Here is a 21,845-nt window from a genome sequence, read left to right as displayed (position 1 = left end):
AGGAGAGTTCAATGCCGGGACCACTGAACGGCGTTCGTGTGCTGGACCTGACCGGCGTCGTATCCGGGCCATTTGCGACGATGTTTCTCGCAGATCAGGGGGCCGATGTCCTGAAGATCGAGCCGATCGGAGGCGACATCACCCGCCGCAGCCGGGCGACCATCGACCGGGCGGGCGAGTTTTCCGCGCTGTTCATCTCTTCCAATCGAGGCAAGCGCTCGCTCTCCGTCGACGTCAAGTCCGACGCCGGGCGGGACATCCTGGCGCGGCTGGTCGCCCAAGCGGATGTCCTGGTGCAAAATTTCCGCCCGGGAACGATGGAGCGACTCGGCCTCGGCGTGGACAACCTGCGGAAGCGCCATCCCCGCTTGATCTACGTGTCGATCAGCGGGGTCGGGGACCATGGCCCCTACGTCAAGAAGCGGGTCTATGACCCGATCGTCCAGGGCCTGTCCGGCTTCGCGGACATCCAGTCGCAGCCGGTGACCAATCGGCCGCAGATGATCCGCACAATCGTCTGTGACAAGACGACCGCGGTGATGACCGCGCAGGCCGTGGCCGCTGCTCTGTATGCGCGGGAAAAATCCGGGCATGGGGATCACATCCACGTCGCGATGCTGGATGTCATGATCTCCTACCTTTGGCCGGAGGGGATGATGCAGTACACGGTCGTCGGCAAGGAGCAAACCGCCACCGACCCCAACGACCGGCCCGACCTGGTCTTCAAGACGCTCGACGGCTTCCTGACCTGCGGCACCATCTCGGATTCGGAGTGGCAGGGGTTCTGCAAGGCCTCGGGCGATCCGGAGCTCGTCAAGGATGAGCGCTTTGCGACACCGACCGCTCGCTCGTTGAATGCCACTGCACGCATCAACAAGATGCAGGAGTATATCGGCCAGCGCACCACGGCGGAATGGCTCGAGCGGCTTGACGCGGCTGATGTGCCGTGCGCGCCGATTCTGCGCCGGTCGGAAATCATCGAGAACGAGCAGGTGGTCGCCAGAGGCATCATCACCGAGTTCGAGCAACCGGGCGTTGGCCGCGTTCGGCAACCGAAGCCGGCAGCCCAATTTGCCCTGAACCAATCCGCGATCGGCGGACCGGCGCCGCGGATCGGTCAGCACAGCCGCGAGGTGCTTTGCGAACTCGGATATTCCGATGCCGAGATCGAAGGAATGATCGCGGACAAGGCCGTACGGGTTGCGATCGTAAAGGAGCACGAACATGCCTGAGACGAAAAAGGTTGCATTGCTGGTTGGCGCGGGCGACGCCATCGGAGCTGCGGTCGCAAGGCGTTTCGCGCTGGGCGGCTTTGCCGTGTGCGTCGCGAGGCGGGATGCTGCGAAGTCGGATCAACTCGGCGAAGAGCTCAGGAAGGAGGGCTGTGACTTCTACGCCTTCTCGGTCGATGCGCGCAGCGAGGAGGCGGTCCAAGGACTGTTCACGAAGGTCGAACAGGAGGTGGGACCGATCGAGGTCTGCCTGTTCAATGCCGGATCAAACGTGAACAAGCCGCTGCTCGAAACCACCGAGAAGCTCTTCACCAGGGCCTGGGAGCTCGCCTGCTACGCCGGATTTCTCGTTGGCCGGGAAGCCGCGCGGCACATGATCCCGCGCGGGCGCGGTACGATCCTGTTTACGGGTGCGACCGCCAGTCTGCGCGGCGGCAAGGGCTTTGCGGCGTTCTCCGCGGCCAAATTCGGACTGCGGGCGGTGGCGCAGGCCATGGCGCGTGAACTTGGGCCGAAAGGCGTTCACGTCATGCACCTCATCATAGACGCGGGCGTTGACAGCGTGGCCATCCACGAACGCATGAAGGCTGCGGGCGTGGATCTCGCGACCATCAGACCTGACAGCCTGACCAGGACGTCCTCGATCGCCGAGGCCTATTGGTTCGCCCATCGGCAGAGCCGCGATGGCTGGACGCATGAGCTTGACTTGCGGCCGAGCGTGGAGGCCTGGTGACATGGATCCCAATATCATCCTATGGGGAGTCGGGACGTCTCGCACGATTCGTCCGCATTGGGCGCTGCATGAGCTCGGGCTCAAATACGAGATGCGCCCGATTCAGCCGCGCACGGGTGAGACCAAGACGGCTGAATTTACCGCACTTAGTCCACGACAGAAAATTCCACTGCTTCAGGACCACGACCTCACAATCGGCGAAAGCGCCGCGATCGTTGCTTACCTCGCGCGTCGCTACGGGACCAGCGAGAATTCGCTGGTGCCGCTGGACCCCGATGGTTACGCCAAGTGGCTGGAATGGTGCTTCTTCATTGTCACCGAGCTCGATTCAACGAGCCTGTATGTGATGAGGCGGCATGGTACGGTGAAGGGCTTGGCGCACATTTACGGTCATGCACCAGAGGTCGTGCAGCAGGCCGGTGAGTACTTTCGTGGCCAACTCCGAAATGTCGATGTCGCATTGCGCGACGGGCGAACCTATCTCATGGGCGACCAATTCACGACGGCGGACATTCTTCTCACGACGTGCCTTACCTGGGCGATCGACTATGGCGTAGGAATTTGCGACAGCGCGGTCCCGTACCTTGAACGAACAACAGCAAGGCAAGCCTACCGCGCCAGCGAGAAAACAAACTGCGCGGTATCACCCGTGGCTTCTTGAGATGGAGGAGCGCTCCTCCGGATGGTGACGGTGTTGCCGCGACTTGGATCTTGGCGGCACGATGCCTGTATCTGACAGTTTCGTTCAGCCTGGCGCGGTGTGTTTCGATTGCGCAGATGATCTGGCGTAGCCTTCAAAGAACGGCCGCACGAATAGATCGGCCACATTGTCGACGGTCAAGTCGGGGACCCACGCCCGCAGATCGACGGCAGCGTTGATCATCGATGATAGCATCCATGCGGCCACGACGGGGGAAGTGGTTCTGATCGAGCCATCCTCCATACCCTCGCTGAATAATAGAACAAACCCATTAGTGATGCGGTCGGACTTGTGCAACAGGTCGGTGCGGATATGCTTGGGGAGCGTCATCAGGGCAGACATCGAGAGCAGCGGCGCGTCTCCACGCAACTGATGCTCGATCAGGTGGACAGTTAGCGCCAAGAGTTTCTCAGCCCCCGGCGCGGAGAGTCTCGCTGCGTCTTGTTTCGCCGTCTGTACCAGCGCCAGGGAGCGCTCGAAACACGACACGACCAGATCATCCTTCGCCTCATTATGGTGATAGAAAGAGCCTTTCGTGACGTTGAGCTCGGCCGATATGCGCTCGACCGATGCACCCGCATAGCCTTGCTCATTGAGTACCTTGGTTGCGGCTTTCAGAAAATCCTCAGCACGATCATCCCCATGCGGAGACTGATGCGCCAAAACGCGAGGCCGCCCGACTCTCAAAGGTTGGGCCGAAACTCCCCCCAGCCATATTCTGAGAACGATGCCAGCTATTGCGTCATATTCATCCTCGGAGTGGCGTTCGAGCAACGCCGGCATCCAGAAGATCCAGGAGAAGAGCAGGTGCGCGTGGGCGTTGGAAACACGGCTTTGCCTGTCGGCAGGATCGCGCAGCAATTGACGAAACTTGCTGAACGTTTGAGCGATTGCATCGTCGACAGTAGGGTCGGCCAGGACGCGCACTTCGTCGAAACGCACGATCGCAGGCGCACGTCCAGCTGCCACGTCCGCAAGGTATCGGCAATAGTTGGACAGGAAGGACTTGAGCCGACCTTCGACCGTTGTTCCGGCTGCCGACGCGATGAAGCCTTGGATGCGCTCCAGAGATGAAATATAGCACGCGCTCGCCAACTGCTCCTTGCGCCGGAAATAGTACGCAATGCCGGTAGCAACGATGCCGAGCTTGTTTGCAATCTCGACGAAGGTCATTCCCCTCAAGCCGACGTCGTTGATCAATTGGATAGCGACGCCCAGTACCGCCTCACGCCGGCGGAAGCGCTTCGGCTTGGGCTGGCTCGCAGCAGAAGGCGCCATCACTGTGATCTGCCTTCAGGTGTCGCTCGCTCTTCGTTTGACAAGCTCGGTGCCTCGCTAGAGGCCGTTCGTTGCACACGGTCGGCCCGCAATTGGAATCGGCGTACTTTACCGGCATCGTCTCGCAGCGGATAGGTGACAATCTCGATGGATCGTGGACGCTTGTAACTGGCGAGGCGCTCTGTCAGATGGCGGTTGAGCTCGTTCAGGTCGATCGTCGGTGGCGCCTGAACGATGGCGTGAACACGCTGGCCAATATCATCGTCAGGAAGGCCGATGACCGCGCTCGACGCAACAAACGGATACTCCTCCAGTGCCGCCTCGACCTCGGCAGGGTAGACGTTAGCGCCGCCGACCAGGATCATGTCCGTACGCCGGTCCGTCAGGTAGAGATAGTTGTCTTCGTCCATCCAGCCGAGATCGCCTAACGTCTCCCATTCCCCGATCCGCTCGGCTATGGCGCCAATGTAACGATACGTCGGCGATCCACTGCTTGGCATTCTTAGGTAGACGGTGCCGACGGTCCCCGGTGCCAGCTGTCGTCCTTCATCATCAAAAATCGCAATCTCGCCCGTCACGGGGCGGCCGACCGATCCACGGTGCTGCAGCCAGTCCTGGCCCCCGATGACCGTTACCGCCTGGCTCTCTGTCCCGCCATATAGTTCCCATAGCTTGTCTGCGCCGATCCATCCGATCCAGGCCTCCTTGAGGCGCGGCGGACAGGGGGCGGCCATGTGCCAGACGTTGCGCAGCGAAGAAATGTCGCTCCCGTCCCGAACCTCCTGCGGCAGCTGCCAGATCCGATGCATCATGGTGGGTACGAGATAGAGCCAAGTAGCCTGGCGGCGCGCTACAATTTGCAGAAGCTCCTGGGGATCGAATTTGCGCATCAGGACCAGGTGGGCGCCTGCAAGAATTGCGATGAGTGCCAGCGAAAACGGGGCATTGTGGTAGAGCGGGGCCGGCATCACGGCGATATCACCCCGCTTGATGCCATAGAAGTCTCCCTCACCCGGCACGACGATACCTGCTCGACCAGACACGATCAGTTTTGGCCGTCCCGTCGATCCACCGGACGTCGGAGCTTTCAGGGCAGGGGAAATCCGATCCGGCAAATCCGTGTCATCGATGCTCTCCCCAATCAGCATCGCCGGCGTCACGTCAGAAGGCCGCGCTATCGCAGCGCGGATCACCACGCGAGGGCAGGCAAGGGACACGATTGCGTCGAACTCTTTCTCCGGAAGCTTTCCGGAGACGGGTTGCGGAATGGCTCCGAGCTTCAGCACCGCGCATGTCGCGATCACGAAATCGAGCCCGTTGGGCAAGGCAATGCTGACGAAATCGCCGAGGCGGACGCCTCTCGCCGCGAGTGCGTGAGCCATCCGGTTTGACGAGAGGTGCAACTCCTGCCGCGTCAGAGTGGCGTCCTCGAAAGTTACGCAGTCTGCCGACGGTGAATCCCAGGCGAGATTGGCGATTCGTGCTCCGATTGGGAGGGGTATTTCGGTCATTGCTCTTCTGCCAGTCCTGTCGTTGTGGATTGCGTCATCATAAGCGATGCAAAACAAACCCAAAACAAAAATTAGTTGGCTTTGGTTGGAGGGGCGATGCTGCTCTGACTGCAGGCTTCCAGCGCTATCGATTTGGTTTTGTTTGAAATTCCGCACGATTTAGCTTCGATGTGGGTTCGAGTGACGATTTTAGGTCGATGCTTGACGGACGGTCAGCTTGCGCTGTACAGGATACCCAGAACAAAAATAACATACTCAAACATAAAATATGACTGGGGAGGATGGATTATGGTTGGGCTGGAGAGCGAGTGCGGTAACGGGAAGCGCAAGTCTGGCGGGTGTCAGGCGCGCTGCGCGGCAGATGGCGCAACCGCGCGGGTGACGGCGTGGACACATACTGGAATAGTCGTGTGCGCTTCGCTTGCCCTGGTCATCGGGGCGCCGGCGCGCGCCGGGACGGACGACGCTGCCGGAAACGCGAAGGCGGCTCGAGCGCCTGTGAAGCCAGTAACGGGGCGTAAGAAGCCGGCCCAGGCGGCAGCGCCAGCCACACCCCCGGCACAGCCGGGAGCTGCTGCGCCAGCAACGGTGTCGCGAGCCTGGTCGGCGGGTCCGGGCACGGCGCCGGCGCCGTCTGCTGGTGGCGCCGTATCTCCAGAGGTCGCGAAGATGATCAAGTTCGCGGCCTTCGACAAGCTATCCATGAAGGGCTGGATTACGACTGTCCCACCGGCGGCGGAATCGATCTTCCAGGATCCGAACGGGTTGCGAACAGCCCTTGCCGAATACGGCATCGGCTACGTCGCCTACAGCACGAACACATTCACCGCCAACATGCTGAACAACGCTCCGCCCAAGCCGCAGACCTATCAGGGGCAAATACCAACGACCTATTCCTTTTCGGAAGTGACGGTCAGCTACGACCTCGGCCGGCTCGGCTTGACGGGCGGGCAGCTCTCCGTTGGAACCATGTTGACCGGGACAACCTGGGAACCGCTCGGCCCTTCCGGCGCAAAGTTTGCGAACCTGTACTACTTCCAGTCGCTGATGGAGGATACGGTACAGCTTCAGGCTGGCGTGTTTTACAACGCGCAGAACTATCTTGGCCTTCTTGTCGCTGCCAGCATGGCGACCGGCCCGCAGGCCCTCGTCCCATACGAGCTTGGCCTGTCGCGACAGGGCGTGCCCGCGCCCGGCGCCAACTTCATGATCAACTTGCCGAACAATTTCTATAACAAGGCCGGCGTGCAGCGGAGTATCTCGCCGGACGGAGCTGACGTCGAGCAACAAGCCAATCCGATCGGCCTTGGACTCTCCAGCCCGGACGCCAAGGCGCTGTTTATCGATGAGTTTGGCTACAAGACGTTTTCGTCACCCGCGCAGGGATCGGTCTGGGTCCGTGCCGGCGGCCTGTACAATACGTCGCCTTACTTCGACTTTTCCGCGGGCCGCAAGACCGACACGAACTGGGGATTTTACGCGGCGGCAGACGTTCAGGTCTCCCAGATCTCGTCCGCCCCCTATGAGGCCTATCAAGGCTACTACGTGGGAGGTTTCTACATGACCTCCGATCCCAACAAGAACATGTATCAGAACTACTACGAAGGGCGCGTCTACGGGATGGGGATCATTCCCGGACGACCGATGGACCAGACGGCCCTCATCTTTGGCTACACCACCCTGAGCAAGTCAGCGCTCGATTTTCAGGCGGCGCTCACCGGGATCAGGCCCTTCGGTGATTATGCATCGGTCACGGTCAGTAACTCGTTTCGTCTGAATCCCGGCGTCTATCTCATGTTGGGGACCAGCTACAACGTGCATCCGAGTGCGACCCCGCGGCTGAAGAATTCACTCAACTTCATGGCCAGCTTGACGACGGCGTTCTGAGCCATTCAGCGCGAGAGCCTCGCGGTCGAAGCCTTCAACCATCTGACGAAGACATGGGGGCGGGCTTACGAGTCCAGCCAGGCACCCGATAAAGGTCTCCAACATGAATCTCAGAGCGAATTTTGAGAGGCAAGATCTCTCGCCGATAACGTCGAAGAGACCACCGATCAGCCCGGTCACGCGTATACTCTATGGCGCTGGCTCGCTCGCGTTCGGCATCAAGGACAACGGCTTCAACATCCTTCTGCTGCTTTACTATAACCAGGTGATGGGGCTTTCCGCCCAATTGGTCGGAACCATCGCGATGGTTGCCCTGCTGCTCGATGCCTTCATCGATCCGATCATCGGTTATGTTTCGGATCGGTGGCGCTCCAGTTGGGGGAGGCGTCATCCATTCATGTATGTGGCGGCAATACCGGCCGGAGCGACCTATCTCCTTCTATGGAATGCGCCGTCGAACTGGAGCCACCCGGGACTCGCGATCTACTTGCTCGTGACCATTATCGTGGTGCGCAGCTTTCTGGCTCTCTACGAGATACCAAGCTCCGCCTTGGCCGCTGAGCTCACCGGGGATTATGACATCCGAACAAGCCTTCTCAGCTACCGGACGTTCTTTGCATGGTTCGGTGGTGTCAGCATGGCATTCGTGGCCTTCATCGTCTTCCTGCGTCCGGACAGCGATCATCCCGTCGGCCAGCTTAATCCAGATGGATACGCGCACTACGGCGTCGTCGCCGGCGTCATCATGTGCGCCGCAATTCTGGTGTCTGCGGCCGGTACGCAACGACAAATTCCCTGGCTTCGGCAGCCTGGGCATCGGGCGGGAGGTCTTGTTGCCGCCTTGAAGGATATGGTCGGGAGTTTCTCAAACCGGGCGTTCCTGATCCTGCTTGCCGCCGGCATATGCAGTGCCATGGCGGCGGGAATCCAGATTTCGCTGAGCACCTACTTCAACACCTACTTCTGGGGCTTCAACTCGGATCAATTGTCAGCCTTGATGCTTGGAGTACTGGTCGCATCCGTTCTTGGTGCAGTCATCGCGCCACGCCTTTCGCGCCGTCTGGGCAAAAAGCGGTCGGCGATCGCGCTTTGGCTGCTGTCGATCGTCTTCTACTGTGCTCCGTTTGTACTGCGGCTTTCCGACTGTTTTCCCGCCAACGGATCCCCACTGTTACTACCCGTTCTCCTGATCGCGATTACGATCTCTCTAACGTTGATCGTGAGCTCCTCAATCCTCACGGCGTCCATGCTTGCTGACGTGAGCGAGGCGAGTGAGTTGTCGACCGGGCGGCGTTCCGAGGGATTGTTCTTCTCCGCGAACACCTTCGCGCAGAAATGCGTGTCGGGCGTAGGCCTCTTCGTGTCGGGTATGATCCTGACCTTTGTGCATTTTCCGGAAGGGGCGGTACCCGGTCAGGTTAGCGCGGAAGTCTTGCGAGATCTGGCTCTTACCGCGCTTCCCATCCAGGCGGCGCTGTATCTGCTCTCGATCGGCTTTATCGCCGCGTTTCCGATCACACGGGCGGCCCACGAAGCCAATCTGGCGCGCCTCGCATCACGCGAGGCAGCGGCCGCAGCTGCGGATTCCCGACAACCAGATCGCGCGAACTGAGGAGCGAATGGGCGTTATCGATGTTCTCAAGAGGGTCGGCGGCAACCAAATCGAAGGCCGCTATGACCGAAGTTTCGAGCCGGTCATGCAGGCCTTTTGCGCCAATTTCGCAGAGCGTGGCGAGCTCGGGGCGAGCATTTGCGTCACGCACGAGGGCAGGAAAGTGGTCGACCTCTGGGGCGGGCAGGCAAGCTCCAACGGGAGGCGCTGGACGCGAGATACGATCTCACTGGTGTTTTCGGCGACAAAGGGAGCGACGTCGCTCTGTGCTCATCTGCTTGTCGAGCGTGGCTTGCTCGACCTCAACGCCCCCGTTGTCCGGTATTGGCCTGAATTTGGGCAAGCCGGCAAACGGGAAACGACCGTCGCCATGGTGCTCAACCACACGGCGGGCTTGCCACACTTGCGTGAGGCGGTGAGGGCGGGCGGCTTCTACGATGCTTCCTACATGGCCGATCTCGTTGCGCGGGCGGAGCCATTTTGGCCGCCAGGCTCGCAGTGCGGATATCATGCTTTTACGTTCGGATGGATCATCGGCGAGATTGTGCGCCGGATCACCGGACGCAGTCTTGGCAAGTTCTTTCGGGAAGAGCTGGCGATCCCAAATGGGCTGGACTTCTGGATCGGTCTGCCGGTCGATCTCGAAGACCATGTAGCGGAGCTTCATCAGCCGCAACACGACGAGACGGTTCCGGTTTCGCGCTTCATGCTCGCGGCGCTGCAGCAGCCAGACTCGCCAGCGCATCTATTCCTCGCCAATACCGGCGGCTTTGACTTCATGAGCCGCGAAGCGCGCGCGGCGGAAATTCCCGCAGTCAATGGTGTGACGAATGCGCGCGGTCTTGCCGGTCTATATGCGCTGGTAGCAAACAGACGGCTACTAGGGCGGCAGGCGATCGCGCGCTTGAGCAAAGTGGCGGTGGCACCTCGGGAGGACGTAACGCTGCTGATGCCAACCCGGTTCAGTTACGGCTTCATGAAGTCGATTGACAACCGCACTCTGCCGGGCGCGGATCAGAGCTGCGTGCTCTCCAGCACAGCCTTCGGTCACGCGGGAGCGGGCGGATCGTTGGGCTTCGCCGATCCCAGGGCGCGCCTGAGCTTTGGATACACGATGAACCTGTTGGGTAGGGGCCTTCTCCTCAACTCCCGCGGACAATCACTGGTCGATGCGACCTATCGAGCTCTCGGCTATCGATCCAACCTCGAAGGCGTCTGGAAAACCTAGAACTCAAAATCCATCCTCACTCGATCTTGCAACCCACTCCACTCTGGATCATTCAACATGCCTTCGCGTCAGATATTAGTGCCTCCCAGCGACAAAGAGCGACCTCTGCAAGGCAAGGTCGCGTTCGTCGCCGGCGCATCGGGCGGGATCAATCTCGCAATCGGCCGCGCGCTCGCCAATGCCGGCGCGAGCATCGCCATTGTCAGTCGTAGCCAGGAGAGGATATCGCAAGCGGCCCGAAACCTCCTTGCTGATGGACACGAGGCTATCGGGCTCGTCGCGGATGTGCGGGACTACGGTCCGGTCGAGTCTGCCCTGGCCCAGACGGTAGAGCGGTTCGGAAACATCGATATCGTGGTGTCCGGAGCGGCCGGAAATTTCCTTGCCCCGGCGATGGGCATGTCCGCTAACGCCTTCAGGACGGTTGTCGATATAGACCTGATCGGTACCTTCAATGTGCTGAGAGCGGCATTTCCGTATCTACGCCGGCCTGGTGCATCCCTGATCTCGATAACCGCTCCGCAGGGCGCGACGCCGAGCATGTTTCAGGCCCATGCCTGCGCCGCGAAGGCCGGGATCAACATGCTGACGAAATGCCTTGCGATGGAGTGGGGCCCCGCTGGAATACGTGTGAATGCGATCTCTCCGGGGCCGATCGCAGATACCGTGGGTATGGCGCGGCTTGCGCCCACGGCTGAGCTCGAGGCGCAAGCGAAAAAACGCATCCCGTTGCGCGACTATGGCACCAAGGAGGACGTGGCGAATGTTGCAGTATTTTTGGCGTCTGACCTCGCAAGCTACATCACGGGCGCCATTCTCAATTGCGACGGTGGCGTCAGCCTCGGAGATGCCTCAGCGGACGCGATTGACTTCCCGCCCCCAGGGCCCAGGCAGTTGATTGAACCTGACCGTATCAATGTCGATCGACCCTAGCCGGTGTGCATTTGGGGTCGAGCGATGGTCCGCATCTCCTGCCTTGTGATGACCCGGACGCAAATCACCCGAGACGCAGATGGTTTCTTGCCGTCGCGTTCGCGCGAGGACATTTCCCCATTCATCACTTGAAAGATCCCAGATAGATGGAAGGTCAGTCATCTTCGACACGGGCGGCAGATTCGGCAGGCTTCGCCGCGGCCCGGCAGATGCATGAGAGGCTGAAAGCATGGTTGCTGAATGAAGCCATTCCGTTATGGACCACGATCGGTCTCGATGCGGCCGGCATCTTCTCTGAGGCAATTTCCCAGGGAGGGCATCCCGTGGTCGCCGCACGGAGAGCCGGGGTACCTGCACGACAGATTTACGCTCTGCTCACGGCCCATCGCCTTGGCGCCCGAATAGACGTCGAGCAGGTGTTACGCGGCGCCGACCGATATGTCGTCGATTTTCAGCGCGCAGACGGGCTGTTTCGAAGTCTGCTTTCACATGACGGTATTGTCCTGTCAGATGGGGCTGCGCTTTATGATCAAGCTTTTGCCATGCTTGCCGGTGCTGCCGTAGCGCGGCATTCCCGACAGCGGGCGAAGCGCGTTGCCCATCGGGTGCGCGATTGCCTGATCAGAACGTGTCGGCATCGGGCAGGTGGTTTTGTGGAGAGCGATCGCCCGACCACACAGCGATATTCGAGCCCGCACAAGCATCTGCTCGAGGCCTGCCTGACCTGGGTCGAGCTCGGCGATAGCGGGACCTGGCAGCAATTGGCTGATGACGTTGTCGAGTTGGCAATTGCACGCTTCATTGGGCGCGGAGGGGCCCTTTACGAATGCTTCAACGTTGATTGGTCAGCTCAGTCCGGTATCGCTGGCCGCATCGTTGAACCCGGGCATCAATTCGAGTGGTCGCGGCTTCTGGCTGCGTGGGCAAACCTGACAAGAAATGACTCGGTTTACCTGGTCGCTGATCGACTACAGAAGATCGGCGAAACGCATGGTATCGCGCGCCCTCGGTCCGTCGTCGTCGACGCAATTCTTGACGACTTCACGGTGTTGGAAGACACGGCACGCCTGTGGTCCCAAACGGAACGGCTGAAGGCGGCGGTTGCACGCGCCGAGCGCGAGGGGGATGCGTGGTGGGCGATCGCTGCCGAAGCTGGCGAAACCCTTGAGCGATTTCTCCAGACGCCTATCAAAGGGCTATGGTGGGACCGGATGTCTGCGGACGGTGAATTCACCGGGGCGGCAACGGCGGGTTCGCTTTACCATCTGGTATCCGCGATCGATACGCTCGATCAGGCCATCTATCGGCGCGTGGCGCCGCAGGTTTCCGAGTCGCCGGAGTTCGCGGCCATCGAATCTGGTGCCGGTGGCAGTGCCAGCACCGGCGCAGGTGAGGGATGATCGACGGACAAGACCAACTTGCGAACGATCCGGCGATCGCGCGGGCTCGCGGACGCTATCCAGGATACACGCGCGGTCGTTTGAACCGTTTTGCGCAAAGGTTGCTGCGCGGGGTTCACTCCGATCGGGTGCCGGTGGTTTCGCTCGAGCTTGCCGGCCCGACGGAGCGCATCGGTCTGGAAGAGGCCCTTGGGCTGGATTATCGGCCAGTGTCCATGGGCGAGAAGCTCGGGCCGCTTTGGGCGACCTATTGGGTCCGGGTCGTGGCTGAAGTGCCGAAGACCTGGGCGGGTGCCAGAACAGACCTCTATTGGGACAGCCGCTCCGAAGCCCTGCTTTGGCTGGACGGACGTTCGTCGCAAGGACTCAATCCGGGCCGCCACACCGCGCCACTGATCCAGTCCGCACATGGTGGGGAGCGCATCACCTTTTACGTTGAAGTAGCCTGCAATGGCCTGTTCGGCGCCCTCGGCGGCGAGCAGCAAGGCTACGCGCTGGCGGCTTGCGAGCTCCGTCGCTTTGATCCAGAGGTCTCGGCGTTCTATTTTGACTACAGTGTCCTTCGCCAGCTCGAAGCAGACCGGGAGCCTTCCAGCAGGTCCAGATCGTACGGCGGCGTGGGTGAGCTCGTGCAACCGGCATTAGACCCGACATGGGCTGGCCGGCTGCTGCACGAGCTCAACCGCGTGTGCAATATCGCTGATCCCGATGATCGCGCGACCTGGCCCGCGGCTCGTGCGATTCTCGGCGGCCTGCTCGACGCACGCAACGGCAGCGTCGCGCACGAATTGTCGGCGATCGGGCACGCTCACCTCGACACAGCCTGGCTATGGCCCTTGGACGAAACCCGGCGCAAGGCGCAACGCAGCTTCTCGACTGCCGTTGCGCTGATGGACCGCTATCCGGATTTCAAGTTCGCCTGCTCGCAAGCCTATCAGTACACAGTCATTGAGCAGAACGATGCCGACCTGTTCGCTCGCATCCGCGCCAAGGCAGCGTCCGGACAATGGATTCCCGTGGGCGGCAGTTGGGTGGAGCCCGACTGCAATCTGCCGTGGGGAGAGTCGATCTGTCGGCAATTCCTTTATGGTCAACGCTACTTCGAGACGGCATTCGGGCGACGCTCGACCGTGTTCTGGAATCCGGATGTCTTCGGCTATGACGGCCAACTGCCCCAGCTCATGCGCCAGGCGGGAATGTTTCGATTCCTGACCCAGAAGCTGTCCTGGAACAAATTCACCTCGCCGCCGCATCACAGTTTCCATTGGCGCGGCATCGACGGCAGCGCGGTGCTGACCCATTTCCCGCCCGCCGATACCTACAATGGCTCTGCTGAGGTTGCGGGGCTTCGCTATCACGCGGCCAACTACAAGGACGCTGACCGGTCGGCCGATGCGCTGTATCTGTTCGGACATGGCGACGGCGGCGGTGGTGCCGATGAGACGATGCTCGAGACGCTGCAGCGCGCAAAGGATCTGCAGGGGCTTCCAAGAATCCGGATTCGGACCGTGGACGAGTTCTTCGATCGCCTGTCGATGTCGGCCGAGGACCTCGCCACGATCGAGGGTGAGCTCTATCTCGAATATCATCGCGGCACTTACACCACGCAGGCTGAAATCAAGCGCCTCAATCGCGCGTGTGAGGCCGCCCTTCAAGCCCTCGAATTCGTAGCCGCGCTTGCGCGCGCCTGGAAACGGCCCGGGCCGTCGGCGGGCGACATCGAAGGTTTGTGGCGAACGCTCCTGGTCAATCAGTTTCACGACATCATTCCAGGCAGCAGCATTCGCGAGGTTTACGAGAGGGCAGAGGCAGACCTCGCGGCCGTAGAGGAGCAAGCAAAATGCCGCACCCAGGTGATTCTGACTGCGTTGTGCGACGCCGGCGGAGCCGGGTGGACGCCGGTTAACCCCCTCGGCGTCTCTCGCGCCGGGGTTATGTCCGATCCAGAAGGTGCGCTCCGCTACGTGGTCGCCCCACCGTTCGCGGCCGGTGAGGTAGCCACGACGGACGAGCGCGTCACGATGTCAGTCGATCCGGACGGGTTCGTGCTGACGAATTCGCATCTTAAGGCGCGAATTGACCGCAGCGGCCTGGTTCAGTCGCTGGTCCACCTGCCGACCGGCCGCGAAGCCTTGGCATCCGCCGGAGCCCGGTTTCTGCTGTATGATGACAGGCCGCTCGACTTCGAGGCGTGGGACATCGATCCTTTCGCGCTGGAGACCGCGCGGGAGCTGACTGGAGAGGCGAGTTTCAGCATTCTGTCGGAGACTCGCCTGAGGGGTGAGATTCGGTTCGAGCGGGCGCTCGGCAAGGCGAGCCGACTTACGCAGGTGATCCGCATGGACGCTGGCGCACGCCACCTCGAATTCGAGACCATCGTCGACTGGCAGGAGCGCCGGACGCTTCTGAAGGTGATGTTTCCCGTCGCCTGCCGTGCGTCACGCGCGACCTATGAAACGATGTTTGGTGCGACGGAACGGCCGACACACGCCAATACCGATGCTGACGCCGCCAGGTACGAGGTTCCCGGCCATCGCTGGTCGGATCTGTCGGAGCCGGATTTCGGCGTGTCATTGTTCAGCGCCTCCAAACATGGGTATTCGACGTTTGGTAACCAGCTCGCTCTCACGCTGCTGCGCGGCGCGGTATCTCCCGACCCAAACGCCGATATCGGGTATCACCGCATGCGCTACGCGATCTATCCTCATGAGGGCGATTGGCGCACCGCCAGCACGGTCGGGCACGCCCTGTGCTTTGCGCGTCCGGTGCTTTGGATCAAGGGGCAACCGCATGAACCGTTGCGACAATCGTTTCTGCGGGCGTCTCCGTCCACTGTGATCGTCGATACGATCAAGCCGGCGGAAGATGGAAGAGGGTGGGTCGTCCGGCTCTACGAAAGCTCAGGTGTTCAGGTGCGCCCGGTGCTAGAGTTTGGGGTCGACGTATCGTCGGTGTGGGCAAGCAACATTCTCGAAGATCGAATTGAACAGCTAAGGATGGACGGTCGTACCTGCTGCCTGTCGCTGCGCGCTTTCCAGGTCATGACCATTCGCGTGTTTCCGGCGGCCTTGAATCGCGAGTAGCGGCGATGCATCAACCTGCTTGCGGCCGTCGAGCACCGGAGGGAATGGCCACCGCACATTGGCGCGTATGCGCGTCGAAAAGCCCTGCCAATTTCCGGTATGGGCATTGGTTGCTCAGGGCTAAGCAACCTCAGCGAATCAGGCTGCAAGCCAATGGGAGCCTTTGAACGTCTGCTCGAGGAGTTTGCCGATGCCGTCAATACGGCTGAAGGAGCGAGCGGCTTTGAGAAGGTCGCGCGGCGTACGGCTGAGCAGTTGGGGTTTCGGTGGTTTGCCTATCTGAACGTTATGAGCGGCCAACCCGAGATTGTCTCGTCCTATCCCATGGCCTGGACGCGGCGATACGCCGAACGCGATTATCAGCGGCTGGACCCGGTGATCCGCCGTGCGTCACGTGACAATGAGATATTCAGCTGGAGCAGCAGCGCGCCCGATCGATCGGCGAGTCAGGCAGAACGCCAGTTCTTTGATGAAGCCGGTACCTTCGGCATCAAAACTGGACTTACGATTCCGATCAGAGGCGGATTTGGGCGAACGGTGGCCTTTACGCTTGCAATGGACGAGAAGTCGGTGGTGATTGAGCGTCCGGCTACGGAGCTGCTCGAGATCGTTCACTTGATCGCGGTTTATTTTCACGCGCACTTTTCGGCCGAACGACGCCGATGTCCAAGGGTTTCAGATGGACAGGACATCCTCACGCAGCGAGAACGGCAGTGCCTCACCTGGACTGCACAGGGTAAGACTATGACGGACATTGCGGTGCTCGTCGGGATATCGGCACGAACCGTCTCGTTCCATTTGGAGAACGCACGCGCCAAGCTCGGAGCGGCATCGATTGCGCAGTGTGTCGGCGAGGCGTTGCGCCGAGGTCTGCTCCCGTGATTTCACGCGGATGAATTAGGACAGCGCCATCTTTTCCAAGAATAATTCCAAAACGAAAGCCTTCGGCTGGTCTTAGCTTGACCTTGATGGATCACGTTTCCCTTTGAAATTTCCCCCTGTAAGATTCAACAGGTGAAGCGAACAACACGCTCTGATTGTGTGACGGCCTCTACGGAATGCGGAGGTCAGGCGTGAAGATCGTTGCCATCGAGAGCCATCAGTTCAGTGAGCACTTCGACGTGCTTAGGCAAATGTACGGACTCCGGCGTCGAGTGTTCAAGGATCGCCTCGGATGGGAAGTGTCGGTCGGCAACGATATGGAACTCGATATCTTCGACACGCTCAACCCATCATACCTGGTCATGCTCTCCAATCGGAGGGACGTTTTGGGATGTGTGCGTCTCTTGCCAACGACCGGGCCAACCATGCTCAGCGAGGTGTTCAGCTCGTTGCTTGAGGGGGAGCCAATGCCGCGGGATCAGCAGGTCCTGGAGAGCTCACGCTTCTGCGTCGATACGGAGCGGCTCGGACATTCGCCCACCGGGGGATTGAGTCGCGCGACCTTCATGTTGTTTGCTGCGATGATTGAGTACTTGAGGAGCACCCAATCCAGGTCGATTGTCACCGTGACCGACGTTCGCATGGAGCGGATCCTGCGCCGCGCCGGATGGCCGCTTGAGCGGATCTCTTCTCCCAGACCTGTTGGCGCAACAATGGCGCTTGCCGGTTACCTCCACGGCGACAATACGGCTTTCTCGACCCTGTGTCGGCAGGCCGAGGTCTCGCCGCCTGTCCTCAGGACCCTCGCTCGGTCGGAATGCGTCTGATGCGTGCGCATTCGAGCCGCAGGACGATGCGAGCCTTCCGTGACTCGATGGCAACTCCTGCCGCCGCCGTTCGGGCGGCCCGCAGCGTGGAATCGTGGCGGTCGTGGCGACAAGGCTATCGGTTGTAAGGATGCTGGCAGATCCTCAGAGAAGCCGCGTCGTTCTTGTGAATCCCGCGCGGACCCCGTCGTTGGGGGCAACCGGCGAACGGGCGGCGAGAGCTGCTGAGCGTCTTGAGCTGCTCTCCGCGTGCCGCCAATGGCTTGCTGTGCCGACCTTTGCCATCGGGGAATATGATTCTGATGCCATGCCCGGCACGTTCAGCGCCGGCGTCTGTCATCTCGGCGGTCAAGCGCTGGATCTTTGGTCGGACACGCAATTTACTTCGGATCTGGAGGCGTCGGCAGGTCATTGTATCTTCCTCGGCGGATTCTGGCTCGACGAGGACGTCCTGATACTGGCCCTGGAGGGTGTCTGGCTTGGCTATGATATCCGTTTGCTGCTCGATCTCTCATGGCCGAGGCAGGATGGGGACCTGTTCCTGGCCATCCAGCGCCTTATGCTTCACGGCGTCATCCCGACAAACGTGCGCCAGATGCTGCTGGAATGGACGGTCCACACCGGAAATCGTGATCTGAGAGACAAGGTCATGCGCTTGCTGGGCTGATTTGAGCCGGCCGGCTGCGGCCGGCGCCCTTTGATTGGCTCCGAACGGCGGTGTGGGCGGCGCTCCCCGATAGCCGCGAACCGGCAAGCCGCAACCGCGCCCCATCGAATATCTATTTGGCCATCTTGCCGGAGCGCGGTCCTGCGCTGTCGCTCCGGCCGTTCCGGTGCGTCCCGCCTCAAGCGTTCGCGGCTGTCCGGTCGCTCTTCGCCGCCCACCCCGCCACCGGGGGCCGGTGCGGGGAAGTCAGCAAGGGACAGCATCATGTTACACAAACGAAGCCGCAACGCAGCCAAGCCGCGCACAACGCTCTATGAAGAAATCACCGCCCGGATCGTCTCCGAACTCGAACAGGGCACCGTGCCGTGGGTGCAGCCCTGGGGCCGCGGCAAGGAGCAGTCCGTCGTTGGATTGCCGCGCAATGCGGCGACCGGCCGGGCCTATTCCGGGATCAACGTCCTGATCCTGTGGGGCAGGCTGTTCGATGCGGGGTATCGCACGCAGCAATGGCTCACCTTTCGGCAGGCCACCACCCTCGGCGGCACGGTCCGAAAAGGTGAGCAGGGCGTCGCCATCTGCTACGCCGACAGGTTCGTTCCGAGGGACCGGCGAACGCAATCGCAGGATGATTTGCCATCGACCCCGGACCAGGTGAGCGGGCCGGAGACCGTCGCCTTTCTGCGGCGCTACACGGTGTTCAACCTCGCGCAATGCGACGGCCTGCCGGACCATTGTCAAGGCCCGCCATCAGCTTTGCCGGAACGTGAGATCGCGCCGGAGGCCGAGGCGCTTGCCGGAGCGACGCTTGCCGACATCCGCCATGGCGGGGCCGAGGCGTATTACGAGTGCGACCGCGATTACATCCAGCTGCCGCCGCAGCCGGCGTTCTTCGATCAGATCAACTACTATCGCACCCTGTTCCACGAACTCGGGCACTGGACAGGACATCGCAGCCGTCTGGACCGCGACCAGACCGGCAGTTTCGGCTCGAGGCCCTATGCCAGCGAGGAACTGGTCGCGGAGATGACCGCCGCATTCGTTTGCGCAGCCCTCTCCATATCTCCGACGGTTCGACACGCCGACTATATCGGCAACTGGATCGAGGTCCTCCGCGCGGACAACCGCGCGATCTTCCGCGCCGCAAGCAGGGCTTCAAAGGCTGCAGACTTCCTGCTGGCCTTCCGCCCGCCGGTTCTGGCTCCCCCGGCGGCGGCCGTCGATTCTTCGGACATGATCCCGGATGCAACTGAGGATCACCCGCGGCAGGCGGGCTGACGCAGGGTGGCAAGCGAGCAAGGGCGGCGGCTGTGCCGCATGGCCTTCCAGCCCCAACTCGTGAAGCCGCCTGGACGCTGTGTGCGGCCGGCGGCCGAATCGAATCCGACCAAATGGCGGCCGCGCGCATCGATTCGGCCGCCGGGATCTTTCGGCGATCGGTGAGGAGGTCTCCGAGTCGTGAATCAAACCCTAACGCCCCGAGAAATAAGCTTGCGGCGCTGGCTCCGCGACTCAGACTATGAATCCGGCCCGATCCACGGAAGGAACGCGACGGAGCCGGCCCATGCCAAATGCATTCAGCGTCTTTGTTGACGGCAGTGCCATGGTGCGGCGGTGCATCGCGCAGTGTGTGGTCGGAGGGGCGACGCTGACCGCGACGCTCGTGATGCTGGTGCGGGTTGTTTCCTCGCTGACGGCCGGTGGGCCATAGGCCGCGGACCGGACAGACGGACCGGCTACCCGCGAGGATCACATCGGGGAGCGCATATTGCTAGCATTCGCCTCGGTGTGGTTGGCCAGGATATGGGGATGGCTGCGACTTGCCGGGCGTATGCTTGCGCTGTTCGTCATCATCGCACCAGCGGTCGATCGGGCGCGCGCCGGCGACGTCACCGGACAGGCGAGCGTGATCGATGGTGACACCATCGATATCCATGGCACGCGGGTGCGTCTCTACGGAATCGACGCACCGGAGCACGACCAGCTCTGCCGCGACGCGCATGGCGGCCCCTATCGCTGTGGGCAAGTGGCTGCAAACAGATTGGACGCATTCATCGGCCGGCAGGCGGTGGCCTGTGTGGAAGTTGACCGCGACCGGTTCGGGCGGTCGGTCGCGGTCTGCAGCGTCGGCAAGGTCGATCTTGGCGATTGGCTGGTGCGCAGCGGGCTTGCTGTCGACTGGCCACGCTTCAGCAAGGGTGACTACGCGCCGGCCGAGGCCGAGGCGCGCGGCAGGCACAGCGGCATCTGGAGTGGACGATTTGTCGAGCCCTGGCGCTACCGTCAATGCATCGGCGCCGGAGGCCGGCCGAACGCCTGCTCCGTCGAAGCGACGGGCGGGCAGCGATAGCGCGGCTGTCGGAAACGGATAGAGTAGGCTGCCGCGAGCAACAGCTGCTGCAGCAAGGATTCGGATCGCCGGAGTACCGAAACCGGACCCATGTGCATCAATCTGGTGGCTGCTCGAGGCGTGTGCACATGGGGCCGGCCTGATCGTCGCCGCGGCCTCGGATGAGCATCTTGCGATGCGTCCGCTCTCATCGCGTCATGATCGGCGCAACTGGCGATGTCGCGGCGGCCCGGGCGCGGAAGAACCGCGCCTACTTCTTCATCTTTTTGGTCTTCTTGGCGACCTTCTTGGTCGCCTTCACGGTCTTCTTCGCCTTCTTCGCTTTCTTGGCCATGTCGTCCTCCTGGTTGGTTGGCTTGACGAATGCGCGCCGCGAACCGGTGCGCGCACCATCAAGCTAATATGAAACTAGCAAGATTGATACCAAGTCGGGTTAACGCGTCGTCTTGACAGTGCCGGCTGATCAGCGACGCAGCGCGTGCTGCTCATGCTTCACGAGCGAATGCACGTTTCGACCGGTCGCCGGCAATCGCAGTCGCCGACTGGCTGTGGGCAATGACCGCTCGAGCGTGCCTTGCGTTTGCGCAGCTCGGGTAAGGGCAGCCGTCCTCTTGCCCCAATCGGCCGGAACGATCATAAGCGCAAGCTCAGAGCGTGGTGGGCCTCTTGAACATGTCGCATCTCAGGCGAGCCAGGTGCGACGGTAGCGAAGCGGCTTCCATGCCTGACCGCCTGGACGCCGCCGACTGGGCGTGGGAGTTCCTGCGGCGCAACGCCGACTATGCCGCGGACTGGCGGCACTCCGTCCCGCAGCACCTTCCGCTCCTGACACTGACCGACGGCACGCGCCTGTTGCGGCTGCCGCGGCGGTTTCCGCATGCCGAAAAATGGGGCCTGCTTGCCTTCGCGGATCCCGCGCTCGCCGCGCGCCAGGCGGCGGTGTTCTGGCATGCCCGGGCGTTGAAGCGTGTGGTGCGGCTGAGGGCGCTGCCGCCGCGCCGGGGCGACGAGGAGGGAGTGCAGGCGCTCGCCGACTTCAAGGTCGAGCGCCATGCGGTCATCGATGCCGATGGCGTGCCGCTCGTGGTGATGAAGGGCGCAGGCGCCCATGTCGCAGTTGAGCTCCATGATCTCCCGGTTCTGACCCGGCGGTTCCGCCCCGTATTCGAACTCGAGAACCTGTCGGACCTCGCGGCCCAGACTGAACTGCTGAAGCGCCTGCAGCGCTTCATGGCGAGCGGGACGACACCGTCCGAAACCTCACTCTTCGGCGGCGACGAGCGGCTTCGCCTGGCCCTGCTCGCGCTCGACGAAAGCTTGAATGGCAAGACCTATCGGCAGATCGCGATCACGATCTTTGGCGAGAAGATGGTCGCCGACGACTGGCAGGGACCGAGCCAGTTTCTGAAAGACAGGACACGGCGCCTGGTCGCCAAGGGCACCGAGCTGATGAGGGGCGGATACCGCGATCTGCTCGGCTGAGGGGGAGTCCTGCCTCTCGCTGGACGAGGCCTGCCCGCACGGG

At 61.6% G+C, this 21,845-nt stretch carries 19 protein-coding genes; 17 read left to right on the top strand and 2 right to left on the bottom strand.

Annotation, left to right across the window (positions count from 1 at the left end):
* The first annotated feature begins 11 nt into the window (after positions 1 to 11).
* Genes XH93_RS25835 through XH93_RS25825 form a run of 3 tightly spaced genes read left to right on the top strand, consistent with a single transcriptional unit; the run spans position 12 to position 2,626 of the window.
* A complete protein-coding gene (locus tag XH93_RS25835) occupies positions 12 to 1,232 on the top strand; it encodes a CaiB/BaiF CoA-transferase family protein (RefSeq protein ID WP_194469647.1) in 1,221 nt (406 codons plus the stop codon).
* Positions 1,225 to 1,965, top strand: coding sequence for an SDR family NAD(P)-dependent oxidoreductase (locus tag XH93_RS25830; protein ID WP_194469646.1), 741 nt, complete (start codon positions 1,225 to 1,227; stop codon positions 1,963 to 1,965). The genes XH93_RS25835 and XH93_RS25830 overlap by 8 nt, the downstream gene beginning before the upstream one ends.
* A 1-nt stretch (position 1,966) precedes the next feature.
* A complete protein-coding gene (locus XH93_RS25825; protein ID WP_194469645.1) occupies positions 1,967 to 2,626 on the top strand; it encodes a glutathione S-transferase family protein in 660 nt (219 codons plus the stop codon).
* Positions 2,627 to 2,710: 84 nt separating this feature from the next.
* Here the strand turns inward: XH93_RS25825 and XH93_RS25820 are convergent, their stop codons facing one another.
* Together XH93_RS25820 and XH93_RS25815 are read right to left on the bottom strand one after the other, a co-directional pair.
* Positions 2,711 to 3,943, bottom strand: a complete 1,233-nt coding sequence (locus tag XH93_RS25820) for a TetR/AcrR family transcriptional regulator (protein ID WP_194469644.1) — start codon at positions 3,941 to 3,943, stop codon at positions 2,711 to 2,713.
* Entirely contained in the window at positions 3,943 to 5,610 is a 1,668-nt protein-coding gene (locus XH93_RS25815; protein WP_246799298.1) for an AMP-binding protein, read from the bottom strand. Before XH93_RS25815 ends, XH93_RS25820 begins: the two co-directional genes overlap by 1 nt.
* Positions 5,611 to 6,123: 513 nt before the next feature.
* Between XH93_RS25815 and XH93_RS25810 the strand changes: the two genes are divergently transcribed.
* The 14 genes from XH93_RS25810 to XH93_RS25745 all read left to right on the top strand — a co-directional run bounded on the left by XH93_RS25810 (position 6,124) and on the right by XH93_RS25745 (position 21,802).
* On the top strand, positions 6,124 to 7,341 hold the full coding sequence (locus tag XH93_RS25810) for a carbohydrate porin (protein WP_194469643.1): 1,218 nt from the start codon (positions 6,124 to 6,126) through the stop codon (positions 7,339 to 7,341).
* A 103-nt stretch (positions 7,342 to 7,444) separates the two neighbouring features.
* Complete coding sequence (locus XH93_RS25805; RefSeq protein WP_194469642.1) at positions 7,445 to 8,953, top strand: MFS transporter; 1,509 nt, start codon at positions 7,445 to 7,447, stop codon at positions 8,951 to 8,953.
* A 7-nt stretch (positions 8,954 to 8,960) separates the two neighbouring features.
* A complete protein-coding gene (locus XH93_RS25800; protein ID WP_194469641.1) occupies positions 8,961 to 10,181 on the top strand; it encodes a serine hydrolase domain-containing protein in 1,221 nt (406 codons plus the stop codon).
* 57 nt (positions 10,182 to 10,238) lie between these two features.
* Positions 10,239 to 11,114 carry an SDR family oxidoreductase gene (locus tag XH93_RS25795; protein ID WP_194469640.1) on the top strand — a complete coding sequence of 292 codons (876 nt, stop codon included), beginning with the start codon at positions 10,239 to 10,241 and terminating at the stop codon, positions 11,112 to 11,114.
* Positions 11,115 to 11,260: 146 nt separating this feature from the next.
* A complete protein-coding gene (locus XH93_RS25790) occupies positions 11,261 to 12,514 on the top strand; it encodes an AGE family epimerase/isomerase (RefSeq protein WP_194469639.1) in 1,254 nt (417 codons plus the stop codon).
* Positions 12,511 to 15,597, top strand: coding sequence for a glycoside hydrolase family 38 C-terminal domain-containing protein (locus XH93_RS25785; protein WP_194469638.1), 3,087 nt, complete (start codon positions 12,511 to 12,513; stop codon positions 15,595 to 15,597). The genes XH93_RS25790 and XH93_RS25785 overlap by 4 nt, the downstream gene beginning before the upstream one ends.
* Positions 15,598 to 15,750: 153 nt before the next feature.
* Positions 15,751 to 16,479 carry an autoinducer binding domain-containing protein gene (locus XH93_RS25780; RefSeq protein WP_194469637.1) on the top strand — a complete coding sequence of 243 codons (729 nt, stop codon included), beginning with the start codon at positions 15,751 to 15,753 and terminating at the stop codon, positions 16,477 to 16,479.
* Positions 16,480 to 16,670: 191 nt separating this feature from the next.
* Entirely contained in the window at positions 16,671 to 17,306 is a 636-nt protein-coding gene (locus XH93_RS25775; RefSeq protein ID WP_246799297.1) for an acyl-homoserine-lactone synthase, read from the top strand.
* A 190-nt stretch (positions 17,307 to 17,496) separates the two neighbouring features.
* On the top strand, positions 17,497 to 17,973 hold the full coding sequence (locus XH93_RS25770) for a hypothetical protein (RefSeq protein WP_194469635.1): 477 nt from the start codon (positions 17,497 to 17,499) through the stop codon (positions 17,971 to 17,973).
* A 264-nt stretch (positions 17,974 to 18,237) separates the two neighbouring features.
* Positions 18,238 to 19,248 carry an ArdC family protein gene (locus tag XH93_RS25765; RefSeq protein ID WP_194469634.1) on the top strand — a complete coding sequence of 337 codons (1,011 nt, stop codon included), beginning with the start codon at positions 18,238 to 18,240 and terminating at the stop codon, positions 19,246 to 19,248.
* A gap of 286 nt (positions 19,249 to 19,534) precedes the next feature.
* Complete coding sequence (locus XH93_RS25760) at positions 19,535 to 19,681, top strand: hypothetical protein (protein ID WP_194469633.1); 147 nt, start codon at positions 19,535 to 19,537, stop codon at positions 19,679 to 19,681.
* A 120-nt stretch (positions 19,682 to 19,801) separates the two neighbouring features.
* On the top strand, positions 19,802 to 20,320 hold the full coding sequence (locus XH93_RS25755; protein ID WP_194469632.1) for a thermonuclease family protein: 519 nt from the start codon (positions 19,802 to 19,804) through the stop codon (positions 20,318 to 20,320).
* Positions 20,321 to 20,517: 197 nt separating this feature from the next.
* Positions 20,518 to 20,721 (top strand): hypothetical protein, encoded by a 204-nt coding sequence (locus tag XH93_RS25750; protein WP_194469631.1) that lies wholly within the window; start codon positions 20,518 to 20,520, stop codon positions 20,719 to 20,721.
* Positions 20,722 to 21,040: 319 nt separating this feature from the next.
* Complete coding sequence (locus tag XH93_RS25745) at positions 21,041 to 21,802, top strand: DNA -binding domain-containing protein (protein WP_194469630.1); 762 nt, start codon at positions 21,041 to 21,043, stop codon at positions 21,800 to 21,802.
* Positions 21,803 to 21,845 lie beyond the last annotated feature (43 nt).

This window comes from Bradyrhizobium sp. CCBAU 51753, assembly GCF_015291565.1.
In the GTDB taxonomy this organism is placed as follows: domain Bacteria; phylum Pseudomonadota; class Alphaproteobacteria; order Rhizobiales; family Xanthobacteraceae; genus Bradyrhizobium; species Bradyrhizobium ivorense.
Note: the sequence above shows the minus strand (reverse complement) of the source record. Positions and strands in the feature narration are given on the sequence as shown.